18 protein-coding genes are annotated in these 21,861 nt (G+C 72.9%); 11 read left to right on the forward strand and 7 right to left on the reverse strand.

From position 1 onward, the window contains the following. The first annotated feature begins 2 nt into the window (after positions 1–2). On the forward strand, positions 3–1,211 hold the full coding sequence (locus HDA32_RS18325) for a MoxR family ATPase (protein WP_179644345.1): 1,209 nt from the start codon (positions 3–5) through the stop codon (positions 1,209–1,211). Then, complete coding sequence (gene fxsT, locus HDA32_RS18330) at positions 1,208–5,848, forward strand: FxSxx-COOH system tetratricopeptide repeat protein (protein WP_179644346.1); 4,641 nt, start codon at positions 1,208–1,210, stop codon at positions 5,846–5,848. The genes HDA32_RS18325 and fxsT overlap by 4 nt, the downstream gene beginning before the upstream one ends. A gap of 77 nt (positions 5,849–5,925) precedes the next feature. Here fxsT and HDA32_RS18335 read toward each other — a convergent pair whose 3' ends face one another. Next, positions 5,926–6,213, reverse strand: coding sequence for a DUF397 domain-containing protein (locus tag HDA32_RS18335; RefSeq protein ID WP_246334410.1), 288 nt, complete (start codon positions 6,211–6,213; stop codon positions 5,926–5,928). A gap of 435 nt (positions 6,214–6,648) precedes the next feature. Here HDA32_RS18335 and HDA32_RS18340 point away from each other — a divergent pair, with 435 nt between their 5' ends. From HDA32_RS18340 to HDA32_RS18350, 3 genes are all read left to right on the forward strand, one after another. Next, positions 6,649–6,996, forward strand: coding sequence for a CU044_2847 family protein (locus HDA32_RS18340; RefSeq protein WP_179644347.1), 348 nt, complete (start codon positions 6,649–6,651; stop codon positions 6,994–6,996). 510 nt (positions 6,997–7,506) lie between these two features. After that, positions 7,507–8,640: an LLM class flavin-dependent oxidoreductase gene (locus HDA32_RS18345; RefSeq protein WP_179644348.1), complete on the forward strand. Its 1,134-nt coding sequence runs from the start codon at positions 7,507–7,509 to the stop codon at positions 8,638–8,640. After that, positions 8,637–9,257: an FMN reductase gene (locus tag HDA32_RS18350; protein ID WP_179644349.1), complete on the forward strand. Its 621-nt coding sequence runs from the start codon at positions 8,637–8,639 to the stop codon at positions 9,255–9,257. The genes HDA32_RS18345 and HDA32_RS18350 overlap by 4 nt, the downstream gene beginning before the upstream one ends. A gap of 20 nt (positions 9,258–9,277) precedes the next feature. Here the strand turns inward: HDA32_RS18350 and HDA32_RS18355 are convergent, their stop codons facing one another. The 3 genes from HDA32_RS18355 to HDA32_RS18365 form a co-directional block, all read right to left on the reverse strand. Beyond that, positions 9,278–10,906: a CHAT domain-containing protein gene (locus HDA32_RS18355; protein WP_179644350.1), complete on the reverse strand. Its 1,629-nt coding sequence runs from the start codon at positions 10,904–10,906 to the stop codon at positions 9,278–9,280. Positions 10,907–11,169: 263 nt separating this feature from the next. Beyond that, the gene (locus HDA32_RS18360) at positions 11,170–11,556 is read right to left on the reverse strand and encodes a hypothetical protein (protein WP_179644351.1); all 387 of its coding nucleotides are present in this window, start codon (positions 11,554–11,556) and stop codon (positions 11,170–11,172) included. A 373-nt stretch (positions 11,557–11,929) separates the two neighbouring features. After that, on the reverse strand, positions 11,930–12,268 hold the full coding sequence (locus HDA32_RS18365) for a hypothetical protein (RefSeq protein ID WP_179644352.1): 339 nt from the start codon (positions 12,266–12,268) through the stop codon (positions 11,930–11,932). Between the two features lie 845 nt (positions 12,269–13,113). Between HDA32_RS18365 and HDA32_RS18370 the strand changes: the two genes are divergently transcribed. Then, positions 13,114–13,395, forward strand: coding sequence for an isoamylase early set domain-containing protein (locus HDA32_RS18370; RefSeq protein WP_179644353.1), 282 nt, complete (start codon positions 13,114–13,116; stop codon positions 13,393–13,395). 60 nt (positions 13,396–13,455) lie between these two features. Here the strand turns inward: HDA32_RS18370 and HDA32_RS18375 are convergent, their stop codons facing one another. The 3 genes from HDA32_RS18375 to HDA32_RS18385 all read right to left on the reverse strand — a co-directional run bounded on the left by HDA32_RS18375 (position 13,456) and on the right by HDA32_RS18385 (position 16,634). Further along, the gene (locus HDA32_RS18375) at positions 13,456–15,261 is read right to left on the reverse strand and encodes an AMP-dependent synthetase/ligase (RefSeq protein ID WP_179644354.1); all 1,806 of its coding nucleotides are present in this window, start codon (positions 15,259–15,261) and stop codon (positions 13,456–13,458) included. Between the two features lie 143 nt (positions 15,262–15,404). Further along, positions 15,405–16,064 (reverse strand): PaaI family thioesterase, encoded by a 660-nt coding sequence (locus tag HDA32_RS18380; protein ID WP_179644355.1) that lies wholly within the window; start codon positions 16,062–16,064, stop codon positions 15,405–15,407. 168 nt (positions 16,065–16,232) lie between these two features. Then, positions 16,233–16,634 (reverse strand): GNAT family N-acetyltransferase, encoded by a 402-nt coding sequence (locus HDA32_RS18385; protein ID WP_179646786.1) that lies wholly within the window; start codon positions 16,632–16,634, stop codon positions 16,233–16,235. Positions 16,635–16,854: 220 nt separating this feature from the next. Here HDA32_RS18385 and HDA32_RS18390 point away from each other — a divergent pair, with 220 nt between their 5' ends. The 5 genes from HDA32_RS18390 to HDA32_RS18410 all read left to right on the forward strand — a co-directional run bounded on the left by HDA32_RS18390 (position 16,855) and on the right by HDA32_RS18410 (position 21,848). Continuing rightward, on the forward strand, positions 16,855–17,718 hold the full coding sequence (locus HDA32_RS18390) for an AraC family transcriptional regulator (RefSeq protein WP_246334411.1): 864 nt from the start codon (positions 16,855–16,857) through the stop codon (positions 17,716–17,718). 85 nt (positions 17,719–17,803) lie between these two features. Continuing rightward, complete coding sequence (locus HDA32_RS18395; RefSeq protein ID WP_179644357.1) at positions 17,804–18,526, forward strand: AzlC family ABC transporter permease; 723 nt, start codon at positions 17,804–17,806, stop codon at positions 18,524–18,526. Then, entirely contained in the window at positions 18,523–18,837 is a 315-nt protein-coding gene (locus tag HDA32_RS18400; RefSeq protein ID WP_179644358.1) for an AzlD domain-containing protein, read from the forward strand. The genes HDA32_RS18395 and HDA32_RS18400 overlap by 4 nt, the downstream gene beginning before the upstream one ends. Positions 18,838–18,943: 106 nt before the next feature. Then, entirely contained in the window at positions 18,944–20,608 is a 1,665-nt protein-coding gene (locus HDA32_RS18405; protein WP_246335088.1) for a thiamine pyrophosphate-dependent enzyme, read from the forward strand. Between the two features lie 205 nt (positions 20,609–20,813). Beyond that, on the forward strand, positions 20,814–21,848 hold the full coding sequence (locus HDA32_RS18410) for an alcohol dehydrogenase catalytic domain-containing protein (RefSeq protein ID WP_179646787.1): 1,035 nt from the start codon (positions 20,814–20,816) through the stop codon (positions 21,846–21,848). Positions 21,849–21,861: the final 13 nt, after the last annotated feature.

A 21,861-nucleotide genomic window follows, 5' to 3' on the forward strand; every position in this document is an offset into this window, starting at 1 on the left:
TGATGGTCCTCCCCTCGAACGGCCCCGGACGCCGGCCCGACGATCGAGACGCCCAGCGCCCCGCCTGGTGGATCTACCAGGGGACGGGGCGGCCGCTGCACGACGCCACGCTCGCCGACCTCCTCCCCGCGCCGCCGCCGTGGCGCGACTTCCGGGGCGGACCGCTCCAGCCGGCACCGCCCGAGGACGAGGCCGAGCTGACCCGGCGCCTGGGCCCCCTGCGCCGGACGCCGCCCCAGTACAGCGACTTCGCCGAGTTGAACGCGGTCAACTCCGCCCTCTACCTGCGCCGGCCGCTGCTCGTCACGGGCGCGCCCGGCATCGGCAAGTCCAGCCTGGCCTACCGGATCAGCCGCGAGCTCCGGCTCGGCCGGGTGCTGCGCTGGCCGATCACCAGCAGGAGCACCCTGCTGTCCGGGCTCTACGCCTACGACCCGATCGCCAGGGTCCAGGACATCGCCGCCGACCGCGCCGGACTGCCGGGCGGGCCGCAGGACGGCCTCTCCGGCCCGGCCGCCGCCCCCGGCCCCTCCGCCGCCGGGGCCGGACCCGCGGTCGGGCTCGAGACCGCGGCCGCCGATTCCGGCCAGGGCATCGGCGACTACCTCCAACTGGGTCCGCTGGGCACCGCGCTGCTGCCGTACCAGACCCCGCGGGTACTGCTCATCGACGAGCTGGACAAGGGCAACCTCGACCTCGCCAACGACCTCCTCGACGTCTTCGAGGAGGGCGAGTACCGCATCACCGAGCTGTTCCGGCTGCGCGCCCGGCAGCCGGAGGTGACGGTGCACACCGACGACCCCGGGGGCACCGCCGCCGTCGCGCAGGGCCACGTGCGCTGCCGCGCCTTCCCGATCATCGTCATGACCAGCAACGGCGAACGGGAGTTCCCCGCGGCCTTCCGCCGGCGCTGCCTCCCGCTGGAGCTCGACCCGCCCGACGGCAGGCAGCTCGGCGACATGGTGGCCGCGCACTTCGCGCAGCGGCTCAGCCTGGACGACCCCGAGGCGGAGAAGAACGCCGCCGAGGCCAAGGCGCTCGTCCAGCGCTTCCTGGAGTACCAGGAGCAGCGCGGCGGGCTGGCCACCGATCAGTTACTCAACTCCATCTATCTCGCGACTTCTGGAGCCGGCGACTCCAGCCCATCCTGGAGCAAGGTGCTGGACCTCCTCTGGCAACGCCTGACCGAGACGGAGCCGGGCAGCGGATGAGCGGAGCACGCGTTCTCCGGTCCGTGGACTCCTCGGACGCACGTTCCGGCGGGTCCACGGCAGCGCCGCGCCCCGATGACGCCGCGCCGACCTCGCGGCAGATCGCCGAGACCGTCTGGCTCGCGGCGCAGATCGCGGACAGGGAGTCCGAGCGGGCCGACCCGGAGATCAATGCGGCGAAGATCAATGTGGGCCTGGACGGTCCGTACGCCGGCACCGTCTCGGGGTCCTCGGCCGCACCCCTTTCCCCTGCGCCGCAGGGTGGGACGGCCCCGCCCGGGCCGCAGCGGCCGGCCGAGGACGCCGAGGCACCCGGGAGCGCACCGCAGGACTCCGGCGCGGCCGACGCGCGACCGAGGCCACCGGCCGAGTCGCCCGATCCGGCGTCCGTCGGTTCCGGCACCCGCCGACGGGCCCGCGCCGATCTGCTCCAGCGCCGGGAGCCGGCTCCCGGCGACCGCACCGGTGCCGCCCCCGCGGACGCGCAGGAGGACCGCCCCGGGCACGGCGCGGTCGTCGACCTCTTCGCCCCCTCCGCCGATCTGCGCGTCCCGCCCCCCATCGACCAGTTGGGCCTCGAACGCGCGCTGCGGGTGTTCCAGCGCAGCGTCCCCTCGCGCCACGAACGCGACCTCGACGAGGAGGCGACGGCCGAACGGGCCGCGCGGGACCGGCTGTGGCTGCCCGTCTGGGAACCCGCCCGCGAGCGCGCCCACGGACTGCTGCTGCTCGTCGACGACGGGCTGTCCATGCTCGTGCACGAGCCCGAGACCGCGGCGGTGGTCGAACTGCTGCAGACCCGCGGCCCGTTCGAACAGGTGCGGATCCAGCACTTCGACAGCGCGGCGGCCGCCGACCGCCCCCCGCGCCAGATCGCCAAACTCGTCGCCGACACCGACCGGCGCGACGTCGTCCTCGTTCTCAGCGACGCCGTGGGGCCCGGCTGGCGCTCCGGCGCCGTGCAGCGGTGGCTGGCCGAGTGGGGTGCGCGGCGCTGCGTGTGCCTGCTGAGCGTGCTGCCGCCTTCGCACTGGCACCGGACCTCGGCCGCCACCCGCCGGGCCGTGCTCAGCCGCCCCGGCGGCGGCGATCCGGGGCTGCTGGCGCCCAACGGCGCCTACACCGCTCGGCTGACCGACCCCGCGGAGCGGCCGCCGTGGCGCGCGCTGCCCGCCGGCGGCAGCGTCGCGATCCCCGTGGTGCCCCTGCACGGGGCCGGACTGCTCCGCTGGGCGCACTACGTGGCCGACGACGCCCCCGCCGCCGACTACCGCGCGCGCGTGCTGTTCGCCGATCCGGCCGGCGGCACTGCGGACGGCGGCCCCGACGCCGTCAACGACGACGCCGAGGATGGCGACGACGCTCCGGAGCGGCCCGGAGCCGCGCACCCGCAGGACCTGGTGCGCGGGTTCCGCTCCGAGGCCTCCGACCTCGCCTTCCGGCTCGCCGTGCTGCTGGCCGCCGTTCCGCTCAGCCTTCCGGCGATGCGCGTGGTGCAGAGGGCCATGCTCCCCGAGTCCGGCCCCTCCCACCTCTCCGAGGTCTTCTGCGGCGGGCTGCTGGAGCGCGAGCGCCCCGAGCAGGACGCGCGGCGCGGCGACCGGGTCTCCTTCGACTTCCTGCCCGGCGTCAGGGAGGAGCTGCTGTCCTGGGGGCGCCGGTCGCAGATCCTGCGCACGCTGGTCACCTGGACGACACACTTCCGAGAACATGTTCCTTGGCTGGCCTCGCTGGAGTCCGTTCTCGCAGATCCGCGGCAGTTGGGCGCCCTGGACGCGGTTCCAGCCGAGGCGTCGCGGCACGCGACCGCCGTCTCCGTTTCACTACGCTCGGTGTCCGGGTCATACCTGAACGTCTCCAGGAGGCTGGCCACAGCCGTTGGTCTCACACCCGACTCAGATCCTCGGTCCCCGGCACCTCGCGGTCCCGACGCGGGTGGACCCGATCCGTCCACCCACGATCCGGAGATGCCCGACATGAACACCGTCCTGCCCGACACGTCCGTGAAGGGCGCGCCCGATCCCGCCCCGCCGGCCTCGGAGACACCCGAGGAGCCGGAGGCGCGGCGTCCCCATTCCCCGACCCCCACTGGAGCTGGTATGGCTGCCGTGCGCTCGATTCCGCCTGCCCCAGAAGGCGGGCGCGGGCCCGATGATCCGCCGCTGATCTGGGGAAACGTCCCCCCAAAGAACCACAACTTCACCGGCAGGGAGTCGGAGCTGGACCAGGTGCACCAGCGGCTCAGCGAGGGCACCACCGCGGTGCTCCCGCAGGCCGTGCACGGGATGGGCGGCGTCGGCAAGACCCAGCTGGCGCTGGAGTACGTCTACCGCCACCAGAGCAGCTACGACCTCATCTGGTGGGTGCCCTCCTCCAGCACCGGCGAGATCATGCCCGCGCTGATCGAACTGGCCCGGGAGCTGCAGCTCCCGGTGAGCTACGACGCCGACAAGGCCGTACCGGCGGTGATCGAGGCGCTGCGGCTGGGCCGGCCCTACCGCAACTGGCTGCTGGTGTTCGACAACGCCGACGACCCCGCGCAGGTCCAGCCGTTCTTCCCGACCAACGGGCCCGGGCGGATCCTGGTCACCTCGCGCAACTCCGACTGGGCCGGCATCACCAGCGCGCTGGAGGTCGACGTCTTCAAGCCCGAGGAGAGCCGCGCGCTGATCCAGTTGCGCCGACCCGACCTCGCCGACGCCGACGCCGACGAGGTGGGCGATGTCCTGGGGCACCTCCCCCTGGCGGTGGAGCAGGCCGCCGTGTGGCTGATGCAGACCGGGATGCCGGCGTCGGAGTACCTCAGCCTGTTCGAGGCGCAGGCGGCCGAACTCCTCTCCGGCCCGGCGCCGACCCAGTACGAGCTTCCGGTCGCGGCGGCGTGGAACGTGTCGCTGCAGCGACTGGAGCAGAGCAATCCGGCGGCGCTGCAGCTGCTGCAGGTCTGCGCTTTCCTGGCCGCCGCGCCGATCCCGCGCCGGTTCTTCACCTCGGCGCGCAACGTCCCGGCGCCGCCGGAACTGGCCAGGGCCCTGGGCGACCCGATCAGGATCGGCCGGGCGCTGCGCGAGATCAACCAGTTCGCGCTGGCCCGGTTGGACCACCGGGACGGCACCATCCAGATGCACCGGCTGGTGCAGTGGACGCTGACCCAGAAGATGAGCCCGCAAGAGAGCGTGGACCGCAGGCACTGCGCCCACCTGCTGCTGGCCAACGCCGACCCCGGCGACCCCAAGTCACCGGCCGAGTGGCCGCGCTACGCCGCGCTGCTGCCGCACGTGCGGGTCTCCGAGATCTACCGCTGCGACGAGCCCTGGGCGCGCGACCTGGTGCTCAACGTCGTCCGGTTCCTGGCACTGTGGGGCGACCACAACGGAGGGCGCAACGTCGGACGCCGGTCGTACGCGCAATGGTCGCAGACGCTGGGCGCCACCCACCCGCAGACCGTCGCGATGGCCTACGAACTCGGCGACCTGCTGCGCAACCTCGGCGACTTCCAGGAGGCCTACGAGATGGACGTGCACCTGCGCGACCTGCTCATGGCCGAACACGGCCTGGAGCACGAGGACACCCTGTCCATCACCGACCGGCTCAGCTGGGACCTGCGGATCCGCGGCGAGTTCACCGAGGCCCTGAAACTGAACGAGGCGACCCAGGCGGCCGCCAAGCGGGTCTTCGGCGCGCACGACCCGATCGCCCTGACCCTGGCGCACGTCTACGGCGTGGCGCTGCGCCACGCCGGCCGGTTCGCCGATGCGCTGGCCAACGACGAGCAGGTCTACCAGCTCTCGGTGGAGTCCCTCGGCGAGGACCACCCGAACAGCTGCGGATCCACCATCTCCCTGGCCCAGGACCTGCTCGCCGCCGGGGGGTACCTGGAGGCGCGGAACTCCATGGAGGAGCTCGTCACCCGGATGCGGCGGCTGTTCGGCGACACGGCGAGCAACACGATGGCCGCCGTCCTGGTGCTGTCGGTGGCGCAGCGGCGCACGGGACGGCACGGATTCGCCCGGGAGCTCTCCGAGGAGGCGCTCCGGCACTACCGGGACCGCTACGGCGACAACGACCCCGACACCGCCCAGGCCGCCTCCTGCCACATGCTGGACCTGCACCACACCGGCGAGCACGCGGCGGCGCTGGAGCTGGCGCAGTTCGCCAAGGACGCCTACCACAAGCTCTACGGTCCGCGGCATCCGCAGAGCGCGTGCGTCGACACCAACCTGGCGATCCTGCTGCGCAACGCCGGCCGCGCCCCCGAAGCCCGTGCGCTCAACACCGACGCGCTGAAGACGCTGACCGAGACGCTGGGCGCCGGACACGGCAACACCATCTCCTGCGCGGTGAACCTCGGCTGCGACCTCGCCGCGCTGGGCGAGTCGGAGGCCGCGCGCGACCTCGACGAGCACACGGTCCGGTTGTGCGAGGAATCCCTGCCGAGCGACCACCCCGTGGCGCTCGCGGCCCACCGCAACCTCGCGCTCAGCCGCGAGGCACTGGATCCGGGATCGGTGCCCGAATCGGAGTTCGCCGACCTGATGCGCCGCTACCGGGAGGTCTTCGGCACCGAACACCCGGCCACGCTGTCCCTGGAGCAGAGGGTCCGCGCCGACTGCGACATCTTCACCATGGGGCTGTAACCGCGGGTCCCGGCGCACCGACGCACGCCGGGACCTCGCCGCTGTCCGTCGTCGTAGGGCGGCGAGCGGGTTCGCGGTCAGTCCCAGCCGTCCCGGCGCACCGTCGCGATGAAGGCCAGCCACGCGTCCCGGTTCAGCTCCAGGTGCGGGCCGGTCCTGTCGCGGGAGTCGCGCATTCCCCAGGTGGCCGCGTCGAGCCGCGCGGTCTCCAGGCAATTGCCCCCGCTCGGCTGGCTGTAACTCGACTTCACCCATTCGCCGGGCCGCATCCGCTCCGTTGCGCGCGCCGCCGGTTCGGGCCCGTTCACCGGCCCGCATTTCGGCATGGCCCAAAAGGGGTCTTCGGGCGTCTCGTCATAGGTCATGGGAACCGCCGTTCCACTCTGCTGCGCGTCCGGGGCATCGCGGTCGGCTGCCCTCACTCCCGACGTCGGGGCGGGAACGTGCGGCCCTGTTCGCATGGCATGCCAGGTGGCATGCGAACGCCCCGACGGGGCTCGGGCGGGGCCGTTCCCACCGGTCAAGCGCTCTGTGCGACATATTCCGTTTCCGGTTGGCTCTCGATTGTCTTTTATATCCCCCGTTCATCGGTTTTCATATAGACTGCCGCGCGATATGAATCTTCCAAAGGGAGCGGCGGTCCCGCGTCGGCCGTGATCCGATCTCGGGGCCGCGGCCCTTTCCGCTCCCCTCGACTCCCCGGCCCGCTCCTCGACCACTCGCCCATTCGGCCGCGTTATCCCAGTTCACCTGGCAGTATCGGCATTACCGGATGATCTTTTCGAAAGCAGGGTGCCGCCATGGCGGAGCTCATTCGATTCACCACCGAGGACGGCGGCGAAATCCTGGTGACCGCGCCGGAGGCCGAACCCGGCCTCGTCGACGCCGGAGCCGGCGCCGTGATCAGCGACGCGACGGTCACCTTCGAGCAGGCGCTGGAGCGCGTCCGGCACGTGTCAACGGCCGCGCTGCGCAAACTGCGGAAAATGCCGATCGGCCCCGACGAGATCACGGTGCAGATGGGGATCGTGCTCAGCGCCGAAGCCGGCGCGATCATCGCCAAGAGCAGCGTGGAGGGCAACCTCAGCATCGAACTGACCTGGCGCCGCCCCGACCCAAGCGATCCCGAAACCACCGAAAACCGGTAGAGGCGAGGATCCCCGCCCGTCCCGGGCCATTGCCGTGACCTCCCGAAGAAGACCGGGCCGCGACGCGGATGCTCATCGACCACTCCCCTGGAATGGCACCGACCGCGATGGCAGACGCTGAAATACGTGGATGACCTTTGAAAACACCCGGCGGTCGCGGCCCGCCGCGTAGCGCTTCGGTGCGGGATGGTCCAGGCGCGAAGGACCGCAGCCACCCGGTCGGCCGCGTCCCCGTGTCCGCCGTGTCCCCCGCGCGCGGACACCTGACCACCGGGTCTCAGTCCAGCAGGGCGCGCCTCCGGTGCGCCGGCCTTGCGTCGGCGCCGCACGTCTCCATCGAGCCGGGCGACCGCAACGGTGTCCCACTCTTACCCCTTCTCCTTTGCACCGTAGATTCACTCCTCCCCACACCGCTCGCCCTGGAATAGATCGCCGACTGCTAGGGTTGGCACCGATAGTTGAAATCTAGACTACTTCCTAGTCACATAAGTCTCTCGCGGAGGAGTCGGCATGCAGTTCGGGATCTTCACCGTCGGCGACGTCACCACCGATCCGACGACCGGGCGGACGCCGTCGGAGGCCGAGCGGATCAAGGCGATGGTCACGATCGCGCTCAAGGCCGAAGAGGTGGGGCTGGACGTCTTCGCCACCGGGGAGCACCACAACCCGCCCTTCGTGCCCTCCTCCCCCACCACGATGCTCGGCTACATCGCCGCACGCACGCAGCGGCTCATCCTGTCGACCTCGACCACGTTGATCACGACGAACGACCCCGTCAAGATCGCCGAGGACTTCGCGATGCTGCAGCACCTCGCCGACGGGCGGGTGGACCTCATGATGGGCCGCGGCAACACCGGCCCCGTGTACCCGTGGTTCGGCCAGGACATCCGCCAGGGCATCCCGCTGGCCATCGAGAACTACCACCTGCTGCACCGGCTGTGGCGCGAGGACGTCGTCGACTGGGAAGGGAGGTTCCGCACCCCGCTGCAGTCCTTCACCTCCACCCCGCGTCCCCTGGACGGCGTGCCGCCGTTCGTCTGGCACGGCTCCATCCGCAGCCCGGAGATCGCCGAGCAGGCGGCCTACTACGGCGACGGCTTCTTCGCCAACCACATCTTCTGGCCCAAGGAGCACTACGTCCGGTTGATCAATCTGTACCGGAGGCGGTTCGAGCACTACGGGCACGGAACCGCCGACCAGGCGATCGTCGGACTGGGCGGCCAGGTGTTCATGCGCAGGAACTCCCAGGACGCCGTCGCCGAGTTCCGGCCCTACTTCGACAACGCGCCCGTGTACGGGCACGGCCCGTCGCTGGAGGAGTTCACCGAGCAGACGCCGCTGACGGTCGGCAGCCCGCAGGAGGTCATCGACAAGACGCTGACGTTCCGCGAGCACTTCGGCGACTACCAGCGCCAGTTGTTCCTGATGGACCACGCCGGCCTCCCGCTCAAGACCGTTCTGGAGCAGCTCGACCTGCTCGGCGAGGAGGTCGTCCCGGTCCTGCGCAAGGAGCTGGACTCCCTGCGCCCGCAGCACGTCCCCGAGGCGCCGACGCACGCCGTCCTGCGAGCGGCGGCCGCGGCGGCCCGGGACACCGCCCGGGACACCAACGAGCAGACCGAGCAGACGGAGGCGAACCGATGACACCCCGCAAGCTGGCCGTGGTCTCCGCCGGGCTGAGTCAGCCGTCGTCCACGCGGCTGCTGGCCGACCGGCTCGCGCAGGCCGCGACCCGCTCCCTGCAGGAGCAGGGAGCCGATTCGGGCACCGACGTGATCGAATTGCGCGACCACGCCCACGACCTGGCGAACAACCTGCTCACCGGCTTCCCCTCCGGAGACCTCCGCGGGGCGCTGGACGGCGTGGTCGAGGCCGACGGGCTGATCGCGGTGACCCCGATCTTCACCGCCTCCTACAGCGGCCTGTTCAAGACGTTCTTCGACGTGCTCGAACCCGAGTCGCTGGCCGGCAAGCCCGTGCTGATCGCGGCCACCGGCGGCACGGCGCGGCACTCGCTCGCGCTGGAGCACGCCGTGCGCCCGATGTTCTCCTACCTGCGCTCCGTCGTTGTGCCGACCGCGGTCTACGCCGCGTCCGAGGACTGGGGAAGCGGCGACGGCGGCGGTGGCGCGCTCACCGACCGGATCGACAGGGCCGCCGCCGAACTCGCCGCCCTGGTCACCGACCGCGCCTCGATCGTGCCGAAGGACCCCTTCGACGACCCGACCCCCTTCGAAGACCTCCTCGCCGGCCCCCGATAGGCGGCCCCGGAGGGACGGGGTCATCGGAGGGGTGGGGTTCGAGGGGTTCCGAAGTGGCCCATTGGGGCCCAGAGGAGTGAGGAGACTCCTGATGTCCGGGCCGACTCCATGATGTGGCCCAGGGCCCGGTTGGAGGGCATGCGGCGGGTGAGCCGGTGGAGGTCGGCCATGAAGCCCGCGGTCTCCCTGGAGTCCGGGATCGGCCACAGCGGGCCCACCACGGCGCGGGCCCCCGCCGCGAGGAGGAGCGAGGGGAAGCCGAGCTGCTCGCCGGGGGCCTCCCTGCTGATCCCGCCGACCTCGCAGGCGGACAGCACCACGAGTGCGCCGGAGCGGACCCGCCGGCGCAGGATCTGTTCCAGCCGCAGCGGGGCGTCCACGAGCAGGCTCGAGTCGAGCGAGTTCCCGTCGTCGATCCGGCCGTGGCAGGCGAAGTGGATGTCGGTGGCCCCGGCCATGCGCTCCAGGAGGTCCTCGTGGCCGCTGAGGGCGGCGGGGCCAGGCTCACCGTCCAGGAACTCCTCCAGGATCCTGCGGTGCGGGAGGCGGACCGGGCGGAACCCCGGCTCCAGCAGCGCGGCCGGGACGCGGGGGCGGGCCCCGTGGACCTCAGCGACGCGCCGGACCTCCGGCAGGACGTGCGGGATCCTGGACGTCCCCTGACGGTGCAGCGTCGGGTCGGCGACCACGAGGGCTTCGCGGCGGTCGTTCTCCGGCCACACGGACGACAGCAGCATCGTTCGCGCCGAGGGCGCGACCGTCAGGTCCAGGAACGAGCCGACCGGGCGGTCGTCGACCAGTGCGCCGAAGAGCGGGAGAAGTCCCGTCTCGCCCACCGGGACGAGGACGACCCTGGTGTCGCGCAGTTCCGGCCATCTCCGGAGGACGGGCTCGACGACCAGAGATCCCACGCGCCGCAGCAGTTCGGTGGCCGCCGACTCGCTGCGTCCGGCGGCGTCGAACTGCTTGCGCACGGCCTCGACGAGTTCCTGCAGGCCCTGCCGGACCGCCAGGTCCGGGAGCTCGACGCTCTCCGCCTTCTCCGGATCGCCGGGCGGGACCTTGACCGCGTATCCGGCGTGCAGACTCGTCGAGATGTAGACGAGAGTGGCGCCGGTCTGCTCGGCACACAGTGTCGCCGCCGCCTCAGGCCGGACCGCTCCGACGTGGGAGACGTTGCCGAAACCCGATGTGTCCCTGCGCTGCCGGGCGAGGCTGTGCCGCAGCGTGGCGAGGGCCTTGGCCCGCATGGCCGCTCCGGTGTACTCGCGTTTCGGGCCGAACCGCGCCCAGAGCGTACGGAGAACCTCGCGAGGGGCCGCGGAGAACACGGAGAAGCCCGTCTGCGTGATCTCCGCGGCGGCCCCGTCGTCGGTCACCCGCCCCCAGAGGACACGCTGCATGGCCCGGTCCTCCAGGGTCAGCGCGCTGACGCCTTCGAAGAACATGGGGGCGTTGAACGGCATGCCGAGTTTGTGGGCCGCGTAGCCGGAGAGCTCGGCGACCAGGTTCAGCTCATAGCCGACGCGGCGGAAGAAGTCCGTGTCGGCCCGGGCCGGTTCGTTGGCCGACCTGAGTTCGGCGAGCCGGGCGCCGCTGCCCGCGGCGCTGCCGCAGACGGCCGCCCGGACCCAGTGCCGGGCGAGCACCGCGTGGCACAGGGCATGCCTCGCCGCACGGAGCAGTTGGAACCCGATCTCCCCTTCGTCGCGCAGGATCTGCGGTGACCGAAGCAGGGACTTGCACAGGTCTCAACTCTCCTCCCGAGCCCACGCCACCCGATCCGTACGGCCCGCACTCATCTCGCGGGCGACCTCGTCGAGGCGGCTCAGCCGCATTTCGGCCTTCTCTGCCAACAGCGGCACGGATCCGCCTGCCTTTCAGACTGCCGGAGGGACGCGGGGCGGATGCTTCAGGCGTGATCGCCGGCCTGCTCCTCGATGGCGGACCGCAGGAAACCGGTGATCGCGTCGAGGTCCGGCGAGACGACGCCCTCCGCCGAGATCTCGATGTCGCAGACCACGACGCCGCCCTTCTTCCGGGCTTTGAGAGAGAAGGTGAGATTCTGCTCGGGCTCGTCGCGCGTGCGGCGGAACACGGTATCGGTGACCCTGCGAGCGAACTCCCGGATCGATTCCGCCGCGACGACGACGGCCACCGTGTTCGAGGCGACCTGGGAGACGGCCACGGTCACGTCGACCAGCGCGCTGAGCGAACGCTGGTCGATCTCTTCGATGCCGTCCCCGAGGACGTCGTCCACGATCTCCTCGGACACGTCGGCGACGAGTGCGGGCCGCATGGCGCCTTCTTTCATGTCTCATGGCGGTCGACATCGGGAGGGGAATGGGGGACTGGATCGGTGTTGGGGGAAGGCGGGGACTGTTTCCAGGTCCTGCTGTGGTCCTGCGGGCCTGGTGGGGCTGTCGTCAGGCGCGAAGCGTCCGCCGGCGCGCTGACGGCGGCCTTCCCAGGTCATGCGGTGGTGAACGGGAGGCTGCGGCCGCAGCCTCCCGACTCCCGTCAACGATCTAGGGGGGCAGGGAAACGAATCATACTCCGCGAAAGGCGGACCGGTTCCGGTCGGAGCCGAAATCGGGGAAGAAAGGCGAGCGGAAGGCGAATCGGATTCACGCGGTCATTCGCTCTGCTCCGGATAGCGGTTCCTGAATGACTCATCGAGCTTCGACCGCCGCGTTCGCGGGCCGGGGCGGGATTTCCGGGGCTCGGACGCGGATGTCGTCCATGGTGTAGGGGTTGTGCCAGTCGTTCTCGCGCATGGCGGGGATCGCCAGGAAGAAGTCCGACATCGCCTCGTAGCGGATCGAGAGCAGCTCCGGCATCGCGGCGCGTTGGCGGCGGAATCCCCTTCCGGCGATGCGCCCGGTCCGCCTGCCTTCGCGGAAGGCGGCGAAGTACTCGGCGGTCCTCGCCTTCCCGGTCCCCGGCCCCAGCGCCAGCGGGTCTCCGGCACTCGCGACGTCGGCCGGCCAGAAGACCGCCCTCCTGGGCACGAGGCGCTCCTCGACCAGCCCCTTCAGTCCGCCCTCGTACCGCTCCTCCGGCGCAAGGGCCGAGGTTCCCCAGCCGCCCGGAACCCGGGGGAACGCGGCCCGGCCGGGCTCCCGGAGCCCGTGGCCGCGGCCCGGCGGGGCGGGGCGACGGGGCCGCCTTCGGCCGTCCCGCCGATGGGGGGTGGCCCGGCCGGCCTCGGCGTCCGCCTCGATTGTTCGGCTCGGCCGACCGGGCCACGTCATGGTGGCGGGAGGGGGCGGTGGAGGGTTCGGCGGTTCCGTCCGCATCACGGATCGGTCCCCTTTCCGGGACACCGCTCCGCCATGTCGGGACCTGCCGCACCGGACCTGCCGCGCCGAGACCGAATGGCGGTCGAATTCAGAACCGGATACCGGCGGCGCCCGGTCCGGCGACCCCTTTCCCTCGGTTCCCGCACGTCGGCGCAAAAGGACCGGAACAGACACCGCGCAGAGCGTAAGGCGTTTTCCCCGTCCGTTTCCACGGTCGAATTCCGCGGGGGCATGGCGAACGCCACATTCATCGGCGGCGGAGTCGCCGGACGCACCGACCATCCCCTGCTGACCAGGAGCGATGGGTCGGTGACGTATGACTTTCAACTTTTTACCGATGGCGGTCAGGCCACAACCGGACACGTCCCGGCCCCTTCTCCGCCCGATCGCGGTCAGGACGGGACGAATCACCTGCGGTGTGTCCTTACCGGCTTTCGGGGCCCGGATGAACGACACTGGATTCGTGCACGCACGCCGCCGCGCACGGCGGTGACGGGTGTGCGCCCATCACCTCGGCGGTTGCGCCGGGCAGGTATTTCACGGGGGAACCATTCATGATCAAGCGTGGTAAGCAGGGCAAGGACGGTCACGTCAAGATCACTTTTTCGCTTCCGGCCGAGGAGCCGCCGGGACCGGTCTCGCTGGTCGGCGACTTCAACGGATGGGACCCCTACTCCCATCCGCTGACCCAGCGCAGCAACGGCCACCGCAGCGCCGTGGTCACCGTTCCTACGAGCACGATGCTGCACTTCCGCTACCTGGGCCACGACGGCGTGTGGTTCGACGACACCGACGCCGACGCGCTGCACCACGACGGCGGCCGGCTGCAGGTGTGAACGGGTGCGGGGCCGCCCCGCTCCGGCGGGCGCGGCCCCGCACCACATCCGGCGCGGGGCTCAGCGTCCGGCGTACATCCGCTCCACCTCGCCGCGGTCGCGCCGCAGGATGGCGTGCCTGCGGAGCTTGAGGGTGGGGGTCAGGGTCCCGTCGTCCTCGCTGAAGGGGGCCGGCAGGATCGTGAAGGCGCGGATCGACTCGGCCCGGGAGACCTCGCGGTTGGCCGCGTCGACGGCCCGCTGGACCTCGGCGCGCAGATCGGGGTCGTCGGCCAGGTCCGCGGCCGTGGCGCCGGCCGGTCTGCCGTTGGCCTCGCGCCAGCCTTCGAGCTCCTCGGCGTCGAGGGTGACCAGCGCGGTGACGAAGGGGCGGTCGTCGCCCACCACCATGCACTGGCCGACCAGGGCGTGGGCGCGCACGCGCTCCTCCATCGGCCCCGGCACCACGTTCTTGCCCCCCGCGGTGACCAGGATCTCCTTCGTGCGGCCGACGATGCGCACGGACCCGTCGGCGGCGACCTCGGCGAGGTCGCCGGTCGCGAACCAGCCGTCGGTGAAGGCCCCCTCGGTGGCCTCGGGGTCGTTCCAGTAGCGGGAGAAGACCTGCGGCCCCTTCACCAGCAGCTCGCCGTCGTCGGCCAGCCGCGCCGACACGCCGGGCAGCGGTCCGCCGATGCTGCCGGGGCGGACCCGGCCCGGGAGGTTGGCGAGCACGGCGGCGGTGGTCTCGGTGAGCCCGTAGCCCTCGATGACCTCCAGCCCGGCGCCCCGGTAGAAGTGCAGCAGCCGGGTGTCGAGCGCGCCGCCGCCCGACAGGACGTGCGTGGCGCGCCCGCCGAGGGCGTCCAGCAGCCTGCGGTAGACCAGCGGTTCGAACAGCGCCCGGCGCAGCCGCAGCAGCGGTCCCGGTCCGCCCCGGTCCAGGGCCCTGCTGTAGGCGACCGCCGTGGCGGCCGCGGCGTCGAAGATCCGGCGCCTGAGGCCGGTGGTCTTCGCGCGGGCGGCGCCGTGGATCTTCTCGAAGACGTAGGGCACCGCGAGCAGGAAGGTCGGCCGGAACGCGCCGAGGTCGGCGATAAGGCTGCGGACGCTCGCCGTGTGGCCCAGCCGCGCCCCGGCGTGGACGGCGCCGATCTGCACCATCCTGCCGAAGACGTGCGCCAGCGGGAGGAAGAGCAGGGTCGAGGGCGGCGTGCCGTCGGCCTTGGCCTCGAACAGCTCGGGCAGGACGGCCACGACGTTGTCGACCTCGGCGAAGAAGTTGGCGTGGGTCAGCACGCAGCCCTTGGGCGGCCCGGTGGTGCCCGAGGTGTAGACGATGGTGGCCGGGTCCTGCGGGCGCACCCCGCCGCGGCGCCGCTCGACCTCGGCGTCGGGGACCTCGCCGCCGGCCTCGGCCAGTGCGGCGAGCGCGCCGTCCTCGATCGTCCAGACGTGGCGCAGATCGGGCAGGTCCGGGCGCACCCCCTCGACCAGCGCCGTGCGCTCGGCGTCGTCCACCAGGCACGCCGCCGCGCCGGAGTCGGAGAGGATCCAGCGGACCTGCTCGGCCGAGGACGACGGGTAGATCGGGACCGAGACCGCTCCGGCCGCCCAGACGGCGTAGTCCAGCACCGTCCACTCGTAGCGGTTGCCCGACATCAGGGCGACCCGGTCGCCGGGGCCGACTCCGCGGGCGATGAGGCCCTTGGCCGCGGCGACGACCTCGTCGCGGACGTCGGCGGCGCGGACGTCGCGCCATCGGCCGCCGTCGGCCCGGCCGAGCATCGCCCGATCGGGGTCGGCCCCGGCCTTGGCGAACAGGGGCTCGGCCAGCCCTCCTCGTTCAGGGGGCTCGGCCAGAGCGGGGACGGAAAGTTCGGTCACCGTTCCACCTATATCGGACAGCCGTAACCCGTCAGGCCGCCGGAGCCGCCGCGCGGAGATGATCTGCGCCATAGTGCCGGGAGCCCGGGCCCCGGCCCTCTTCCGCGGCGGCCGTGCGGGGTCCGGGGCCGGGGGCCGGGGCGTCAGCCGATCGGCGCGATCCGCACCATGATCGCGGTGCCCTCGGCGGTGACCTCGCCGTTGTGGCGGATCTCGGCGGAGACGAACACCTTGCGGCGCTCGGTGCCGGTGACGCGCGCGGCGACCGTCAGCGGCGCGTTCAACGGCGTCGGTCTGCGGTAGTCGACGTCGAGGTTGGCGGTGAGCCCCGGCATCCCCGCCGCGCCCGCGGCCGTGCCGAGCGCCTCGTCGAGCAGCGCGGCCAGCCAGCCGCCGTGCACCAGCCCGGGCGGGCCCTGGTAGGTGCCGTTGAGCACGACCTCGCCGCGCACGCCCTCATCGGTGCGCTCCAGCACCAGCGGCGGGGCCGCGGGATTGACGGGCCCGGAGACGATGTTGGCCAGCGTGCCGTACTCGGTGCGGCCGCCGGGCCGCTGCCGGCGCACCATGGCACCGATGTCGCGGCGCCTGGCGCCGAGCCGCTCGGTGAGCGCGGCCACGGCGGCGCTCGCCTCGGCCAGCTCCGCGGGGTCGGCCTCGGTGTGCGCGACGGCGTCGGCCAGCTCGTGGACCCGGCCGACCAGGGTCAGCAGCTCGCTGGGGAGTTCGTCCTCGGGCACCACCGCGAGTCCGAAATCGGCGGGATCGGGGAGTTCCGCGACCGGCTGTGCTTCGACCGTCATGAGTTTCTCATCAGCTCTTTCGTCGTCCGTCGTCGGCGGATTCCCGCCGCGCCACAGAACCGAATCTTACTCGGTGGTAGCTTCGGGGACGATCCGCGGACGGCCGTCGCGGTGTGGTCCTGCCGACACCACGCGCCGCGACCGGACCGGCAGCGGGCCGGTCCGGGCTCAGGACAGCTCCTTGCGCATGTGCCGGTGCGGGATTCCGGCGTCGTCGAACTCGTCGCCGTAGGCGACGTAGCCGAGCCTGGTGTAGAAGCCGATGGCGTGGGTCTGGGCGTGCAGCTCGATCGCCTTGAGGCCGCGCTCGCGGGCCCGCTCCTCGACCGCCCGGACCAGGGCGAAGCCCGCACCGGTCCCGCGCGCCCGTTGCAGCACGGCCAGCCGCCCCAGGATCCCCTCGGCCCCGTCGGCGACGAGCCGCCCGGTCCCCACCGCGACGCCGTCGGCACGGGCCAGGAAGTGGTCGGCCTCCGGATCGCGGTCGTCCCACTCCTCCTCGATCGGGACGTTCTGCTCGGCGACGAAGACGGCGCCCCGGATGACGAAGACGGCCGCGCGGTCGCGCATGCTCTCGGCGATGACGATGCTCAACACGACATCCGAGGTTAGCTCCAATGCCGCGAAGTCGAGGCCCGGAAGCCGACCGGTGTCCCACAGGTCTCCCTGTACTCGAACAGGGCTGCCGAGGCTGACGGCGGCCCGACCCCGCAGACTCCGGCCAAGGAAGCAGTGAACCCACGGCCGCCTCGGCAAACCGGACCGGGCGGACACGACCTAACCTGGGATGATGACCCCGATCGACGAGGAGAGCGAGGACCGGCCCCGCTACTGGCGGCATCCCGGCCTGCCCGACGTCGAACTGATGCGGGCGAGGTTCGTCCGGCACACGTTCAACCGGCACATCCACGAGACCTACACGATCGGCCTCATCGAGGCCGGAATCGAGGAGTACGCCTACCGGGGCGAGACCCAGCGCGTGGGGCGCGGCGGGCTCGCGCTGGTCGAACCGCACGAGGTGCACACCGGGCACGCCGGGGTGCCCGAAGGCTGGCGGTACCGGGTCATGTACCCGAGCGTGGAGCTGGTCTCGGCGGTGGCGGCCGAGATCGGCGTCCCCGGCCCGCCGGCCTTCCGCACCTCGGTGCTGGACGACCCCGCAACGGCCGACCTGCTGCGCCGGGCGCACCTGGCCACCGAGCAGGGCGACCGGCTGAGCGCCTCCAGTCTCACCCGGCGGGGACTGGCCCGGCTCCTGCAGCGGCACGCGCGCACCGCGCCGGGCCTGCGGCCGGCGGGCGGCTCGCCCGGCGCGGTCTCCGAGGCGCGCGACATCCTGCAGGTGCGCCTCGTCGACCCGCCCAGCCTGGAGGAGCTCGCCGCCGCCGTGGGCGCCACGCCGTTCGCCCTGCTCCGGGCGTTTCGCGCGGCCTACGGGCTGCCCCCGCACGCCTACCTCAACCAACTGCGGGTGCACGAGGCCCGCGCCCTGCTCGGCTCCGGCCGCTCCCCCGCCGATGTGGCCGCCCTGGTCGGGTTCGCCGACCAGTCGCACCTGACCCGGCACTTCAAGCGGCACCTGGGGCTGCCTCCCGGCGCCTACCGCCGCGACGTCCTGCCGGGGAACTCCGCCGATCTTGAACGTGAGTCTTGACCCCGGCTCCAGGGGCCGAGGTCGGCGGGCGCGGCGCAAGAACGTTCAAGACCGTGCGGGCGCCCGGCGGTTAGCGTCGGGTCACGTGAACCGTTCCGCCCTCTCCCTCTCCACTCTCGCCGCCCCCTCCCCGCCGGTCCGCGACGCGCTGGGCGTGGGCTTCGCCGTCGGCGTCTCCGGCCTGGCCTTCGGGACCAGCGCGGTGACCGCCGGACTTTCCGTGGCGCAGGCGTGCGCGCTCAGCCTGCTCTGCTTCACCGGCGCATCGCAGTTCGCCCTGGTCGGCGTGGTCGCCGGCGGCGGCAACCTGGCCGCGGGCGCCCTGGGTGCGCTCATGCTCGGCGGCCGCAACACGCTGTACGGGCTGCGCCTGGCCGACCTGCTGGGCTGGCGGGGCGCTCGGCGGGCCGTCGCCGCCCACGGCGTCATCGACGAGACCACGGCCGTCGCGCTCGCCCAGACCGGCCGCGCCGATGCCCGCACCGGCTTCTCCGTCACCTTCGCCACGCTGTTCGTGATGTGGAACACCACGACGCTCGTCGGCGCCGTGGCCACCGAGAGCATCGGGGACCCCGACGTGTTCGGCCTGGACGCGGTCGGCCCGGCGATCTTCCTCGCCCTGCTGTGGCCCCGCCTGACCGAGGGCGGCCGGGCGGTGCCGGTCGCGCTGCTGGGCGCGGCGATCGCGCTCGGCACGACACCGCTGCTGCCGTCGGGCGTCCCGGTGCTGCTGGCCGCGGCCGCGGCCCTGGTCGGCATGGGCCCCGCCGCCAAGGGCCCCGCGACCGACGGGCGGGTGCGGTCGTGACCCTGTGGATCGCCGTGCTCGCCACGGCAGCGGGCTGCTACCTGCTGAAGTTCGCCGGGCTGGCCGCGCCGCGCCGGCTGCTGGACCATCCGGCGGTGAGCCGGTTCGCCATGACCGTGCCGATCGCCCTGCTCGCCGCGCTGATCGCGCTGCAGGCCGTCGCCGACGGCCGGGAGCTGGTCGTCGACCTCCCCCGCCTCGCCGGACTGGGCGCTGCCGTGCTGGCGCTGCTGCTGCGGGCGCCGTTCCTGCTGGTGATCGTCGCGGCCGCCGCCACAGCGGCGGGGCTGCGCGCGCTGGGCGCGGGGTGAGTGCTTCCCTACGCTCCGGCGAGGTGGCAGCGTTGGGTCCCGAGAAGCCATGCGGACCTTGCGACGATGGAAGGACCCTGACGTGCCCGATGCCCCCTTCGCCTCGATGACAGCGGCAGAGCAGGTCGTGGAGGTTCTGGCCGCCGCCGGAATCCGGCGCTGCTACACCGTGCCCGGTGAGAGCTTCCTGGAACTGGCCGACGCGCTGGAGCACCACCCGGGCATGACGCTGGTCTCCACCCGGCACGAGAACGGCGCCGGGTTCATGGCCGAGGCCGACGCCAAGCTCACCGGGATCCCCGCCGTCGCCGCCGCGACGCGCGGGCCGGGCGCGTCCAACCTCGCGGTGGGGGTGCACACCGCGATGCAGGACTCCACGCCGATGATCGTCTTCCTGGGCCAGGTGGAGACCGACCACCTGGGCAAGGAGGCGTTCCAGGAGGTCGACCTCACCGCGTTCTACTCCCCCATCACCAAGTGGGCGACCACCGTCACCCGCGCCGACCGGCTCGCCGAGACGACCGCCCGGGCGATCCGCACCGCCACCACGGGGCGCCCCGGCCCGGTGGCGATCGCCGTCCCCGGCGACCTGTTCGGGCAGCGGGTCGCGCGGCCGGGCGCGCTGCCCGGTGTGGCGGAGCCGCCGCGGCCGCCGCTGGGCGGTGACGAGCGCGACCGGATCGCGGCGTGGCTGACGCGGGCCGAACGGCCGGTGATCATCGCCGGCGGGGGCGCCCGCGACGCCGGACCCGCCCTGGTGGCGGCGGCCGAGCGGTTCCGCGCCGGCGTCTACAGCTCGTGGCGGCGCCAGGACGTCTTCCCCAACGACCACCCGCTCTACCTGGGCCACCTGGGCCTGGGCTGCCCGAAGCCGGTGCTGCGCGCGCTGGAGGAGGCCGACGCCGTGCTGATCGTGGGCTCGCGGCTGAGTGAGATCACCACGCAGACCTACCGGCTGCCCGAGGAGCGGTCGCCGGGGAAGCCCTCGACGGTCGCCCAGATCGACATCGACCCGGCGCAGGTCGGGGCGGTCACCCCGGTCTGGCTCGGCGCGGTCGCCGACGCCCGGCGGGCGCTGCTCGCGCTCACCCGCGTCCAGGGCCGCGTCCCCGAACGCGACTGGAGCGGCGCCCACCAGGCGTGGGCGGACACCACGACGGCGCCCCCGGAGGCCGCCGAGCGCCCGGGCGGCCGGCTGCACCCGTGGGCCGTGGTGCAGGCCATGCGCCGCATGCTGCCCGAGGACGCGGTGCTGACCAACGACGCGGGCAACTTCGCGGCGTTCCTGCACCGCGGCTGGTGGTACCGGCACCCGCGCACCCAACTCGCCCCGACCAGCGGCGCGATGGGGTACGCCGTGCCGGCCGCCGTCGCGGCCAAGCTGGCCGAGCCGCACCGCACCGTGGTCGCCGTGGCCGGTGACGGCGGCGCGCTGATGACCGGCCAGGAGCTGGAGACCGCTGCGCGGCTGGGGCTGGCGATCACGGTGATCGTGTTCCAGAACGGCCTGTACGGCACGATCGCCATGCACCAGGCCCGCGCCCTGGGCCGCACCGCGGCCACCGACATCAGCGGGCCGCTGGACCTGGCGTCCTACGCCCGCGGCCTCGGCGCTCGCGGCGCGACCGCCACCACGCCCGAGGAGTTGGACAAGGCCCTCTCCGACGCGCTGACCGCCGAGGGCCCCACCCTGATCGACGCCCGCACCGACCCCGATGCGATCAGCCCGGGGGCGACGATGTCGGGGCTGCTGGGCGGGCACGGCCGCTGACCCGCGGTGCGGTCCGGGCCGGGCCGACGCACGGGTCCGGACCGCACCGGGCCGGGCCCCGTCGACACTCCCGCACCCCGTCCGCCCCTCCCCGCCGGCACGGGCCTACAGTGATCACGGTCCGCCCCGGGCCCGTCACCGCCGGGGCGCGGGCGGGCGGCCCCGGACCCGAGCAGCAGGAGTGGGAGGAAGGCGCGTGGAGACGATGAAGGCCGCACGCTTCGACACCGAGACCACGACCATGGAGGTCACCGACGTCCCGGTTCCGGTGCCCCGGCCCGGCGAGGCGCTGGTCAAGGTCGCCGCGTGCGGAATCTGCCACTCCGACCTCGGCCTGATCGAGGGGTACATCCCCAGCCCGCTGCCTGCGGTGACCCCGGGGCACGAGGCGACCGGGCACATCGCGGCGCTCGGGGCGCCGACCCCGGGGTGGGACGAGGGCGACCCGGTGCTCATGGCCGCCGGCCGGGCCTGCGGCCGGTGCGCCGACTGCGTCCGCGGCCATCCGATGGACGACTGCCTGAACCCGGAGATCATGGCCTTCCACTACGACGGGGCCTGGGCCGAGTACGTCGTCGTCCCGGTCGCGGCGCTGGTGAAGCTGCCGCGGGAGGCCGACCTCGTGAACTACGCGGTCCTCGCCGACGCCGTCTCCACCCCGTACGCGGCCATCACCGGGACGGCCCGGCTGGCGGCGGCGGAGTCGGTCGGCATCTGGGGGCTGGGCGGGCTGGGCACCCACGCCGTGCAGATCGCGCGGATGCTCGGGGCGGCCCCGATCATCGCCCTGGACCCGATCGAGGAGACCCGCGCACGCGCCCTGGAGGTCGGGGCCGACCACGCCATCGACCCGCGCGGGGAGGACACGGTGCGGCGGATCCGCGAGCTGACCGACGGCCGCGGCCTGGACGTGGCGATCGACGGCGTGGCGCGGTCGGCGACCGTCCCGCAGGCCAACGCCGCGCTGGCCCGGCACGGCCGCCTGGTCCTCATGGGCGTCTCGCCCGACCCGGTCGAGCTGGGCAGGGAGGACGTGTTCGCCCTGAGCGGACACCGGGTGCTCGGGCACCTCGGCTACACCAGACGCGACCTGGAGCGGCTCGTCCGGCTGGTGCACCACGGCCGCCTGGACCTGAGCCGCTCGGTCAGCGAGGTGCTGCCCCTGGACCGGGTGCACGACGGCGTCCGGCACCTGGCCGAGCACGAGGGCACCCCGGTCCGCATCGTCATCCGGCCCTGAGGCCGACCGCGGG

This window comes from Spinactinospora alkalitolerans (assembly GCF_013408795.1).
GTDB classification, from domain to species: Bacteria; Actinomycetota; Actinomycetes; order Streptosporangiales; family Streptosporangiaceae; genus Spinactinospora; species Spinactinospora alkalitolerans.